Origin of the sequence: Microcoleus sp. T2B6 (assembly GCF_036700475.1) — a bacterium.
Lineage (GTDB): Bacteria > Cyanobacteriota > Cyanobacteriia > Cyanobacteriales > Microcoleaceae > Microcoleus.
Genome location: NZ_JAUBOZ010000002.1, coordinates 118,907 through 130,861 on the forward strand (window position 1 = coordinate 118,907; position 11,955 = coordinate 130,861).

12 protein-coding genes are annotated in these 11,955 nt (G+C 47.3%); 1 reads left to right on the forward strand and 11 read right to left on the reverse strand.

Going from position 1 to position 11,955, the window contains the following annotated elements; all coding sequences use genetic code 11:
• Positions 1-175 precede the first annotated feature (175 nt).
• The 8 genes from QUA00_RS01570 to QUA00_RS01605 all read right to left on the reverse strand — a co-directional run bounded on the left by QUA00_RS01570 (position 176) and on the right by QUA00_RS01605 (position 8,246).
• Positions 176-376 carry a hypothetical protein gene (locus QUA00_RS01570; protein ID WP_333051533.1) on the reverse strand — a complete coding sequence of 67 codons (201 nt, stop codon included), beginning with the start codon at positions 374-376 and terminating at the stop codon, positions 176-178.
• Positions 373-717 carry a hypothetical protein gene (locus QUA00_RS01575; protein WP_333107528.1) on the reverse strand — a complete coding sequence of 115 codons (345 nt, stop codon included), beginning with the start codon at positions 715-717 and terminating at the stop codon, positions 373-375. The genes QUA00_RS01570 and QUA00_RS01575 overlap by 4 nt, the downstream gene beginning before the upstream one ends.
• A gap of 105 nt (positions 718-822) precedes the next feature.
• On the reverse strand, positions 823-2,196 hold the full coding sequence (locus QUA00_RS01580; protein WP_333408477.1) for an FGGY-family carbohydrate kinase: 1,374 nt from the start codon (positions 2,194-2,196) through the stop codon (positions 823-825).
• 56 nt (positions 2,197-2,252) lie between these two features.
• Complete coding sequence (locus tag QUA00_RS01585) at positions 2,253-2,462, reverse strand: type II toxin-antitoxin system HicB family antitoxin (RefSeq protein WP_333138697.1); 210 nt, start codon at positions 2,460-2,462, stop codon at positions 2,253-2,255.
• A 215-nt stretch (positions 2,463-2,677) separates the two neighbouring features.
• The gene (locus tag QUA00_RS01590; RefSeq protein ID WP_333138699.1) at positions 2,678-4,084 is read right to left on the reverse strand and encodes a serine/threonine-protein kinase; all 1,407 of its coding nucleotides are present in this window, start codon (positions 4,082-4,084) and stop codon (positions 2,678-2,680) included.
• 399 nt (positions 4,085-4,483) lie between these two features.
• The gene (ilvB, locus tag QUA00_RS01595; RefSeq protein ID WP_333408478.1) at positions 4,484-6,319 is read right to left on the reverse strand and encodes a biosynthetic-type acetolactate synthase large subunit; all 1,836 of its coding nucleotides are present in this window, start codon (positions 6,317-6,319) and stop codon (positions 4,484-4,486) included.
• Positions 6,320-6,741: 422 nt separating this feature from the next.
• Positions 6,742-6,951 carry a hypothetical protein gene (locus QUA00_RS01600; RefSeq protein WP_333408479.1) on the reverse strand — a complete coding sequence of 70 codons (210 nt, stop codon included), beginning with the start codon at positions 6,949-6,951 and terminating at the stop codon, positions 6,742-6,744.
• Positions 6,948-8,246: an MFS transporter gene (locus tag QUA00_RS01605; protein WP_333408480.1), complete on the reverse strand. Its 1,299-nt coding sequence runs from the start codon at positions 8,244-8,246 to the stop codon at positions 6,948-6,950. The genes QUA00_RS01600 and QUA00_RS01605 overlap by 4 nt, the downstream gene beginning before the upstream one ends.
• Before the next feature lie 353 nt (positions 8,247-8,599).
• Between QUA00_RS01605 and QUA00_RS01610 the strand changes: the two genes are divergently transcribed.
• Complete coding sequence (locus QUA00_RS01610) at positions 8,600-8,938, forward strand: P-II family nitrogen regulator (RefSeq protein WP_006633346.1); 339 nt, start codon at positions 8,600-8,602, stop codon at positions 8,936-8,938.
• Between the two features lie 153 nt (positions 8,939-9,091).
• Here the strand turns inward: QUA00_RS01610 and rdgB are convergent, their stop codons facing one another.
• From rdgB to QUA00_RS01625, 3 genes are all read right to left on the reverse strand, one after another.
• Positions 9,092-9,682, reverse strand: coding sequence for an RdgB/HAM1 family non-canonical purine NTP pyrophosphatase (gene rdgB / locus QUA00_RS01615; protein ID WP_333408481.1), 591 nt, complete (start codon positions 9,680-9,682; stop codon positions 9,092-9,094).
• Positions 9,683-9,697: 15 nt separating this feature from the next.
• Entirely contained in the window at positions 9,698-10,318 is a 621-nt protein-coding gene (locus tag QUA00_RS01620; RefSeq protein WP_333408482.1) for a hypothetical protein, read from the reverse strand.
• Positions 10,319-10,473: 155 nt separating this feature from the next.
• The gene (locus tag QUA00_RS01625; protein ID WP_333408483.1) at positions 10,474-11,898 is read right to left on the reverse strand and encodes a phosphoglucomutase/phosphomannomutase family protein; all 1,425 of its coding nucleotides are present in this window, start codon (positions 11,896-11,898) and stop codon (positions 10,474-10,476) included.
• Positions 11,899-11,955 lie beyond the last annotated feature (57 nt).

The following is an 11,955-nucleotide window of genomic DNA, read 5'->3' on the forward strand; positions in this document are numbered from 1 at the left end:
CCACAAGAAAATTCACTCTTTGTGGAACAGGCCGAAAAGCCTGTTCATAAAAGACTTATTAACAATAATGCAACATCGCAAAATGCCTGTTCCACAAGAAAATTCACTCTTTGTGGAACAGGCCGAAAAGCCTGTTCATAAAAGACTTATTAACAATAATGCAACATCTCATATCTTATTCGACTACCTGAGATTCCACACGCCTGTATTTACCCGCCAAACGTTCTCGACGCTGGCGGCGGTTGTCAGCTTCAAATATGGCAATCGCTTCATCTAACTTCAAATTGAAAGCGTCCAACTGTCGGCAGACTTCACGCATCTTTTCAACGTGTCGCTTTCTGGTTTCAGCGTCGGGGATTCTAGGTTGTTGATTCATCGTAAGTTCCAATCCATTTTGATTTCTTGAATGCTTGCTGCTGAGGCATCGACAATTGCCTCTCCGTCTTCTATCGTTCCATACAAAAAGTTTAACGTATCCGCAGTCGCAGCGGGCTGAGATTCTGCCACCTGCTGCAAAAGCCTGTACAAACGATTGTAAGAGGTTCTCAACCTTTCCTTAATATTATCCAGAGATTCTAGTTCGGGGAGTGTCGCTTCTGTCTCGCCAAACTGCTGCATTAAAATGTATTCTGTAGCGGTTGTTTCGTTGAGGATTTCCACTAGCCGCCGCTGCAATGTGAAAATTGTGTTCAGGATGTCATCAGGTAGCTTTGCCATTGTCCTTAATTTTTAGGAATAACAACTTAACACAATATATCAGAATGTTTGCTTCCTCTCATTTTAGTTTTAATCTAGAGCGATATTAATCCCAATTTACTACCTTTAAATTTGCGTTCCCTGCTTCGCCAATAACGCACTTCCATAAGCAGCAGCAGTATGAATCGGCGTTTCAACAGGTACTTTTAAATAACGCTTTCTAATCGCACTCCAAACCGCATTTTTTGCACCGCCGCCAGCAGTATAAACCTTTGTCAAAGGAGTTGCACCCAATTCTTGCAATAATTGATATCCCCGCGCTTCAATCCGCGCTATGCTTTCTAGCAAACCGTGCAGAAATTCCACTGAATCAGTGGGACGCGGTTCGAGTCTGGGCGGCAAATTCGGGTCATTAATCGGAAAGCGATCGCCCTTTTTCAACAATGGGTAATAATCCAGCAAACTCTCTTGTGCTGGATCAATTTGTGTGCTATAATTCTCCAACTCAACATCAGTAAAAAAGTGTCGCAGCACCGCACCTCCGGTATTAGAAGCGCCTCCAACTAACCACAAATCGCCTGCCAGGGCGGGCACGGGGGCACCGCCCCTACAAAAGGGGGGGAAACGATGACTGTAAATCCCGTATCTAGAATCATCTACGCGGGTATGACTTAAGAGTTTGACTGCTAGTGTAGAACCGAGAGAAGTTACTGCTTCCCCTGGTAAATTGACACCGCTTGCTAAAAATGCTGCAATGCTATCGGTTGTACCAGCATAAACCATACAATCACGGGGAAAACCAAAGCGATCGCCCACTTGAGCTCTCACTTCCCCCACAGGCGTACCCGGTGCGACAACTTGTGGCAATTCAGGAGTTGCAGCGCCCGCAATTCCCTCTATCAGCCAATTCGGATAGCACAAAGTATCAACATCGAAACCGAGTTTCAAAGCATTGTGATAGTCGCTAATGCCTAATTTCCCGTGCAGCAGAAAGGCCAGCCAGTCAGCTTGATGCAGGAAATAAAGCTTCTCAACCACAGGCAAGATGCCTGTGCCACAAAGGCTCAATTGTTTTGTGGGGAGTAGGGGTTGGGCTTCTAGCCCGCCCTCCTGCCACCACAGGAGTTTTGCCAGACTGGATGTAGCGCTCAATACTGTGTGGTTATCCGGCGCGATCGCCCGCAACCTCTCTGTCACCGCTGCACCGCGCGCATCATTGTATAAAATCGGCTCGCATACGGGTATACCGTTGGTATCGCACAGCATGACAGTGGAAGATGTGCCGTCAAGGGCGATCGCCCTTACCTGATTGCGGATTGTTGGGGGAATTTGCTCGATCGAATCCCACAGCGCATTTTGCCACACCGAGGGCAATTCAGGCTGTTGTTGCCCGTTGTTGGCAAAAGTATATTCAGTCTCACAATGTATTGTACCCTGGGAGTCTATGACAGTCGATCGCGCGCCCGTGGTGCCGAAATCTATTCCCAAATAAAGATTCATTTATAGCAGTTGACAGTTGTTGTAGGGTGTGTCAGCAAGAAACCGGGTTTCTGAGATTATCGTGCTTCGACATATTCACAAAGCGTAGTTGGTTCGGAAATCGGTAAACCTTCCTCTCGCAATCCTTCTAAGTGAAATTCGATCGCTTCTTTAATTTGCTGCTGTACTTCCGCAAGGGTTGCGCCTGTGGCTGCACATCCGGGTAAATCGGGCGCGTAAGCTGAATAGTTATTCGGTGTTTTTTCAATCACAATGGCATAACGCATTAGTTGATACCCACGGGTGGTCAGAAACCGGGTTTGATGGACGAAAATCTTTCGTTGTCACCCACAAATTAGGTAAAAAACCCGGTTTCTTTGGCTTTAGTGGGTAAGTCCTATTTTTGTAAAACTCACCGGCGTAGCAGGTAAAGAAATGACGAAAAGCCGATAAATTCGTAAAAAAAGGTTCGATAAAAAAACTTGACAAGGGGCTGAAATCGTTAGAGATTACAGCTTACAACTCTCGATGCGAGAGAAGAAATCCCCGCCACCGTCCAAAGCTTCCCAGAACGCCGACGAACCACCCCCGGCAGGTGGCCCACTGGTACTTGCTTATTAAAGGTCAGGTCATCGTAGTTCAACCATATGCCTCCTTTTCGCCAACCGACACGATCGCCCAGCTTTTTTTCAGTCTCCAAATCAACTTTACCGCCCACTTCTAACCAGATTTCTTTCTGAACGCTAAAGCCAAAACAACCCTGACTGTATTTTACCCACAAATGGTCGATCGTCCGCAAATCATCGCAAGGAAAATTCTCGATAGACTTCACATCTAACCAACCTTTATTCTCCCGTCCAGCAGCTTTCAGCATCACATTTTTTGTTTCCCCATCCGCCTCTTTCCACTTCTGGGCCGCCAATAAATCCTGCAGGCGAGTATAGTCAACACCCCGCGCTGATTTAAGCGAATCTGGTGGCGGTAGAGGTGTTTCAGGTGGTGGTTGAAATGGTGTTTTAGGGGGTAATTGAGGAGATCGATCGCCAATAGCTTGTAAAACTTCGGTAGCAGATTGATAGCGTTTTTTACTGGCAGGTTGTACCATTTTATCTAAAATCTGACTGAGTTCCGAACTAATCGAGTTTTTCAATTGTTTTTGCCACACCCACTCCATTTCACTTGTATCGAATAACTCCATTGGCTCAACCTGAGTTAATAAATTCAGACAAGTGACACCTAAACTATAAATATCACTCGCATAAATGGCTTTGCCCGCTGCTTGTTCCGGCGATGTATAACCAGAAGTTCCTATTACCGTTCCCGTTACAGATAAAACACTTTGTGTCGCATATTTCGCGGCTCCAAAGTCAACTAAAACCAGTTGCCCATCTTGCCTAAGAATAATATTTTCTGGCTTGATATCTCGGTGAATTACTTGGCGGGAATGAATGAACTCAAATACTGGCAATAAATTATTAAGCAAGTCGCGAATCTGCGTTTCGCTAAAATATCCTTTAGATTCTCGTGCTTCGGCTAAATTTTCACCGTCGATGAATTCTTGGACTAAATACTGCCGTCCATCTTGACTAAAATATGCTAATAATTCGGGAATTTGAGAATGTTTACCCAACTGTTCTAGGCGTACTGCTTCAAGCTCAAATAACTCAGCAGCTTTCTGGATACTAGAAGGGTCTTGAAATTGGGGGTAGAATTGTTTAATAACGCAGGGAGGTTTTGAGGGTTTATACTCGTCAATAGCTAGAAAAGTGCGCCCAAATCCCCCTTGTCCAATAATTTTTTGGGCTCCGTAGCGATCGCCCAATAGCAGTTTATTCCCACATTTTTGACAGAATTTTGTATAGCCAGACGGGTTTTGGAATAGGCAATCAGGGTTTAGACACTGGCTCATAAAATATGCTTAGAGATTACACATTAAAGCTCTCGATGCGATGCCAGCGGAGATGGTGTTAAATGTGAAAAAGCAGAGCCTGGTAAGGACATCCCATTGCCTTTCATCGTGTCAACTTAAGTCTGAAACCTTTGTATCTCTCGCTTTTATCCGAGGCCAGATCCCCCTAAATCCCCCTTAAGAAGGGGGACTTTGAGATCGCTTGTATCTCTCGCTTTTATCCGAGGCCAGATCCCCCTAAATCCCCCTTAAGAAGGGGGACTTTGATCGGACTCTTGTCCCCCCCTTCTTAAGGGGGGCTAGGGGGGATCTAGCCTCGACGATAAACAGCAGTCCATGACTACGTTTGACCTTAAGTTGAGACTAATAGGCACTGCCTAAGTCCCCACTCAAAACTCGTTAAACTTTTGTCCCGCACTCAGGACAAAAGTTATTCGTCGAAACATTCTTAGCGCCGCAACTCGGACAATAAACCAACTCCGCAGATTGCAACTTGCTACGATCGGGCAAACCAACCATTTGAGCGTTGCTCTTACCTGGAACTACCATCGGATAGCAGTTTTCATCCCTCGTCACCTTGACGTTCATCAGCACCGGGCCGTCGTGAGCGAGCATTTGACCGATCGCATCTTTGAGTTCCTCCGGTTGCGAAACCAGCATCCCCTTCACGCCATAAGCTTCAGCCAGCATCACAAAATCCGGCATCCCCACAGTCATATTCGACGAGGAATAACGCTCCCCGTAGAACGCCTGCTGCCACTGCCGCACCATTCCCTGCCAGCCGTTATTTACAATCACAATCTTGACATTAATGCCGTATTGTGCTAGTGTTCCCAATTCTTGAATATTCATTTGCACGCTAGCATCGCCAGCAATACAAATCACTTGCTCATTGGGTAGCGCCATTTTCGCGCCCATAGCAGCCGGCACCCCGAAACCCATCGTGCCCAAACCAGCGCTCGAAATCCAGCGGCGCGGCCCGTTGTTCAAGAATTGAGCCGACCACATTTGATGTTGACCGACATCCGTTGTGTAGTAAGCATCCGGCGCTTGAGTAGCCAACTCCGAAATCACCTCTTGCGGAGACAAAATGTCTGGGTAATGAGGCACAACTAACGGATAGTCCTGTTTCCACCGATCGATCCTGTGCAGCCATTCCGCAGTCTGTCCGGTCTTTCCCGAAACTCCAGTTTCCCGACAGCGGCGCAGCAAATCGAGCAAAACTTGGCGGACATCTCCGACAATCGGCACATCCGGGCCGCGATTTTTGCCTACTTCCGCCGGGTCGATATCGATGTGAATCACCTTAGCGCGCGCGGCAAACTCGTCTAATTTGCCCGTCACGCGATCGTCAAACCTCGCCCCCACAGCAATCAGCAAATCGCACTCGGTAACGGCAAAATTAGCGTAAGCAGTCCCGTGCATCCCCAGCATTTTCACCGACAAAGGATGGTTTTCGTCAAAGGAACCTTTGCCCATCAGCGTTGTCGTGACCGGCAATTGGAAAAGTTCGGCCAGTTCCTTAATTTCTTCGTGGGCCGCCGCTGCGATCGCCCCGCCCCCCACATAAAGCAAAGGACGCTTTGCTTCCTGCAGCAAATAAATTGCTTGATTAATCTGCCGAGGATTTCCCTTCACCGTGGGCCTATAGCCCGGAATTCTCACCGATCCGGGTTCCACGGGCAGATAGTCAAATTCTTCTAAACCCACATCCTTGGGTACATCAACCAAAACAGGCCCCGGCCGCCCTGTACTCGCGATGTGGAAAGCTTCTGCCACAATTCGCGCCATATCTCTCGGATCGCGCACTACATAGGAATGCTTGACTATTGGCAGGGTAATCCCGTAAATATCTGTTTCCTGAAACGCATCAGTGCCGATCGCCGGACGGGGCACCTGACCGGTAATAATAACCATCGGGATCGAATCCATGTGGGCCGTCGCAATCCCCGTCACCAGATTAGTTGCGCCGGGCCCGGAAGTAGCGAAACACACCCCAACTTTTCCGGTAGCGCGGGCGTATCCGTCAGCCGCGTGAGCAGCACCTTGCTCGTGGCGCACTAGAATATGTTTGATGGCGCCAGTTTCTTCGGCGCGGTAGAGTTCGTCGTAAAGCGGCAGAATTGCACCGCCGGGATAACCAAAAATATGCTTGACGCCGTGGCGGATCAAGCTGTCAATCAGAGCAAATCCACCAGTTGCACGTCTGATGGTCACTTTAGTTTTTAGTTGCACAGAATTTCCTTCCTTAAACTAATTATGATTTTTAATGAAAGCTTTTCTACTACTTTAATCTTAATTAATGAAACTATGAAAATTTAAGTGGTGAGATTTTACGAAAGATTTCGCGCTCGGAGAGGGTTCGCCCGATCGAGACATTGTGGAACAGCAGAGGAAGAAAATAAACACAGGAAATCGCGGTTTCTATGCCGGTTTACCGTTATATGACGCTTGTATAGCATTCGTGATTCGGCATTCGACAAGAAAAACTAATCGTTTGAGCAATTAAGAACGTCCTAATCATCAGGGCGGTTGCTATGTTATGGATCGATCGCCGAAAGAAAGCCCTCTTCCCTCTTACCATTGGTGTCAACACTAGCCTAAAACCCTTGATAAATCTTGTTTAGACGCGAGTGTCGATCCCGCTCCCATTCCCGTTAAGAAGGGAAACTAAACAGAATGCTCCGGTTTCCCCCGACTATCCGGGGATCTGGACAATCATCGTCAAACAGTAGATCGGTACTACATTTGACGTTAAGTTGACACCCATCCCCTCTTCTATCTGCCTTCTGCCTTCTGCCTTCTGCCTTCTGCCTTCTGCCTTCTGCCTTCTGCCTTCTGCCTTCTTCCTTCTTGCCAGAGTTCACAGTGCGTCCTGCAATACTTTCCGAGTATGTTTCCAAGCTGCCATGCCCATCACCGAGACCAAAAAGCCCAAACTCAGCAACACGATCCGCAAGCCCTTGTCATTCGAGCCGACGGCTTGGCTGACAGCATCAGTCACCGGGCCAGTAATCGCTAAAGGCAGGCTCAGAGCAATATTAATCGCATTGTTTTCCAATCCAAAGACTTTGCCCCGCATAGATTCGGGAGTTTTTTCTTGAATCAGAGCCTGCATCGGGCCGTTAATTAAGGAAGCACCAAAACCAAACAGAGCACTCAATCCGAATCCCACCCACAACTGTCGAGTAAAGGCAAACATTGCTAATACAAAACCCATCATCAAGAAACCGATTAAAGGCAGAGGTTTGTGGTGCATTCGATGACCCCAGTGTCCCAAAAAGGCTGCGCCGAAGACCATTCCGACTCCCGCTGCCGCCAGCAAAAAGCCAAATTGAGTTTCTTTGAGACCTATTTTGCCTGAAAGCGCAATCGCCAGCACCTGAAGCGCGGCAAACACGGAATACAAAATTGTCAACTGCACCATCGCGTTGCTGACAAGGTGATTGTGTTTCAAATAGCGCAAACCTTCTTTGAGGTCTTGCCAAGGATGGACGTTTTTGCCACTGCTGCCGGCATGACCTTCTTTGATCTGCATGGCATAGATCAAACCTGCTGAGATCAGGTACAACCCGCCCAGCAAAAACTCTTGAGAAGCTGCTCCGAAGCTGTGTTTGACCCAACTAAACAGCGGTTCGCCGATCGTCATCCCGACAATAATCCCGCCCATTGTGGAGGAGGCGAACAGAGCATTTGCCGACATCAGTCCCTCTCGCCCTACGGTCAGGGGGATTGCAGCCTGCTCTGCCGGAGCAAAAAATTGCGTTACGGTAGAGATTAAAAACGTCATCGTCAATAAAACCACAAAAGCTTTGGGCAAAAACGGCAAAGCTACAATCAACGCGGCTCGAATCACGTTGCAGGCAATCAGCATTTGCTTTTTAGAAAAGCGGTCTACGACGATACCGGCGGCGGAACCAAAGACGATCGCCGGCACGGTGTAGGCAATCATCACCGCTGACAGCATAGAATTTTCCGAATGTTGCCAAGAAACAGGCCAGGGTCGGTAGTCGCCTGTTTTCAGCAGAATAATCAGCAATACGTAAAAGATTTTATCCGCCACTTGGGCCAATAACTGGCCCGTCCACAAGGCGAGGAAGGGGCGATTTCTCAGTAGGGCATCAAGCCCGCTGCGGTCAGGGGGAGGGCTAGCTGGGTGCATAGGAATAGTTTAACTGACCGCCTCTGGCAATTATAGTTTTCAGCAATACGTGCAAATCTCACATAGCAAAGCGGAAACTCGGAAAACTCCTGTCTCCTAGGTTCTTTTTCTGTTTTAGCAGATCGGCGGGGGACGGCTGCTGCTGTCTTCTTAACTCTACCGCGATCGGCCGGAACCGAGAACCCGCGCCCCCGGAAAATCGGAGAATATTGTTAAAGGTTGGCGTGCATTTCATCGCGAGTACAAGATAGGGTAATATACTTGACAAAATACTTGCTGTTGGCCGTGATATTAAAAGATGTCACGCCGATTAAGTAATATAACGAAGGTACTAACTGTTAGGAGTGAGAAACTTGAAAAAGGTTGAAGCTATTATTCGCCCCTTTAAACTAGACGAAGTGAAAATCGCACTCGTCAATGCTGGTATTGTGGGGATGACTGTTTCTGAAGTTAGAGGTTTTGGCCGTCAGAAGGGCATGACAGAACGCTATCGCGGTTCTGAGTACACCGTTGAGTTCTTGCAAAAGCTCAAGGTCGAGATTGTTGTGGAAAACGATCAGGTTGACATGGTGGTTGATAAAATTATCGCGGCTTCCCGCACGGGCGAGATTGGCGACGGCAAGATTTTCATCTCTCCTGTAGAACAAATTATTCGGATTCGGACTGGGGAAAAGAACTTGGAGGCAATCTAAGATACTGGGGCATTGGGCATTGGCCAAACAGGGCATTGGTAATTGGTCATCGGTAACTAATCATTGCCAACGAAAAACCTCTTTCCTGTTTACTTTTGATACCTAAGTGTCAATATCCAATGCCACAGTTACCCCATGTTTTGGCTTTTTTCTTCAGTAGGGGTTGACAAAGTTCGCCATTTGTGGTATAAGAGCGTGGAAGGCTCGGCCGCGGTGAGAGTGCGATCGCTTGATATCCGGTGTCATTTCGGCAAAAGTCTGTTGCTGTGCGGGTACGTAGAAAATGGGGTCATATCCGAAACCTCCCGTACCGCGAGGAGTGTGGAGGATTTCGCCTCGGCAAATTCCTTCTACTTGCAAGGCAATTGTACCGTCGGGACGGGCGATCGCGATCGCGCAAACAAATTGTGCTTCCCGGTTTTGTTCGCTTCCCAATTCTTTGAGAAGTCGAGATATCCTGTCAGCATCGGTTTTGCCGTAGCGCGCCGAGTAAATCCCAGGTTGGCCGTCGAGTGCATCTACCATTAAACCAGAATCATCGGCGATCGACCATTTGCCCGTTGCTTTCGCCACTTCAGACGCCTTCAAGCAAGCATTAGCAATAAAAGTTTCGCCTGTTTCCTCGATTTCCAACTCTTCCGGTTTGAGCTCCAATTCCCATCCCAAATCCTGAAGATAAACTTGCATTTCCTTTAGTTTACCCGGATTGCCCGTAGCTACAACTAGCAATTTGCGATCGGTCATTATTTCTCTTAAAACTTACGGCTCCATATTAACAAAAGATTGGGAAAATGGTTGCAACAAAATTCCCAAAATCTTATCAACATCTTGAATATAGTATTCAATCGGATCGATATAAACAGTAGTTTCCTCCAAAATCAAGAATTTCCAGTTCGTACCCGTCGTCACCGCGCCGTAAATGCGATCGACCTCAGTGTCTTGGTTGTGATTGAAACATTGGGCCGCTACCATTGCGGCGACGCATTGACCCAAACCGCCAATGATATCTTCCTTTTTTGCCTCAAAAATTGTTATAACCGGAGCACTGATGAACAATTGTTCTGAAGAACCGCTAATAATATAGTCGCAAAATCCTTGCAAGCCTCTTTCTGGATCTACAGTAAAATCCTTACCGGAAAAAAGAGAAACTCGTTTGTTTAACAATCGCCTAACTTCTGCTAATATCGGGGCAATCAAAAATTCTGATCGCGCTTTTTCTGTGGAAATAAAAGTTGCTAGCGGTACATAATCAATCAGGATTGTGGTTAAAATTTCTGAAGGTGAAACTGGTTTTGTGTCGGCAAATAAATTGCGGCTTTCATCTAAGGTTAATCCAAAGTCTTTTTTGACTCTCGCAAGGCTGAAATCGCTGTAAGCCATTTGCTTTTATCCTAAAATTAATCTCATCTAGGAATAGTATTTCATTGTGAGTAATATTTTTTTTACCGCAGAGGCCGCAGAGGCCGCAGAGAAAGAGAGATTTGAGATCGAGTCATCCGCGTTCATCTGCGTTTATCTGCGGTGGAAAAGTCCGATTAATTATGCGCCCAATTTTTCGCCCAGTTTAAGTTTTGCATAACTTCTTTCAATGTCGCTGCTTCTGAATACAGCCGCAACACTGGTTCGGTTCCGCTAAACCGAATTAACAGCCAACTTCCGTCGGATAAACGGAATTTATATCCGTCAACTTTGTTGCAATCTACAACTGCTTTGCCGGCGATTTCTGTTAAGGGTTGATTTTGCAGCAACGACAGCAAACGCGACCTTTCTTCCATGTTTGCTAGGTGCAAGTCGATTCTGTCATAAGCTGAGGTAAAGCTTGTTTCTTGTTGCAGCCGGCTGTAAATTTCGCTTAAGTCTTCCCCGGATTTGACAACTGCTTCTAACAAGTACAGCGCTGACAGCAAAGCATCTCGTTCGGGAATGTGTGTACCGTAGCCAATTCCTCCCGATTCTTCGCCGCCGACTAAGACTTGGGTGGTTAACATTCGATCGGCTATATACTTGTAACCGATCGGCGTTTCAAATAATGGCAAGTCGTACAGCTTGGCAATTTTGGGAATTATGTCTGAACCGCTGACTGTTTTGATGACTTCTCCGGTCAAGCCGCGGCGTGAAGCTAAATGTTCGATTAATATGGGAACTAGGATTTGTGAACTGAGGAAGTTGCCGCTAGAGTCAACGGCTGCAATTCGATCGCTATCTCCGTCAAATACAAATCCGATGGACAAACCAGAGCTTTTTCGCTGGTGAGTACGCATCACCCGAAATAACTGCGACAGGTAGCGCGGCAAAGGTTCCGGTGCACCGCCGCCAAACAGCGGATCTCGATCGCTGTTGACTTCGTGCACTGTTTCTTCTAAAATTTGAGCTAGTCCTCCGGCGGCGGCACCGTGCATTACATCTACAAATACTGTAATTTTACCGCTGGCGATCGCTTCTTTAATCGCCTCAATATCTACCATTTCCCGCAAGGTTTTGCAGTAAGCTGGCCAAGGATTGAAATTATCCAATTTGCCGGGAGTTGCTGAAAGTGCCGCGGGATTTTCGAGTTTTGCTTCTATCTGTTGAGTAACTTCGGGGGAAACTGAACCGCCAAATCCGCCCTTGACTTTTAACCCTAAATATGCACCGGGATTATGGCTGGCGGTCAGGACGATCGCACCCAAAGCATTTAATTGTTTGGCAGCTAAACTGAAAGCTGGAGTGGGGGCGTAGGATTCGCTCAGCAGCACGTCAAATCCTGCGTTTTGGACGGCAACAGCCGCTGTGAAGGCAAATTCTTCAGCCAGAAATCGGCGGTCGTAACCGACAATTACGGTACCGCTGCTGCCATCGCTGCCGCCGGTTTGTGCAAGAACTTGTGCCGCTAAGGGAGCGACTAACGCTACGCGATCGAATGTAAAATCGTCAGCAATGATGCCGCGCCAGCCATCTGTACCGAATTTGATAGGATTCATAGTCACAAGTCATGAGTCACCCGTCTATTTTATGGGTTTATCAGTCGATCGTCATCC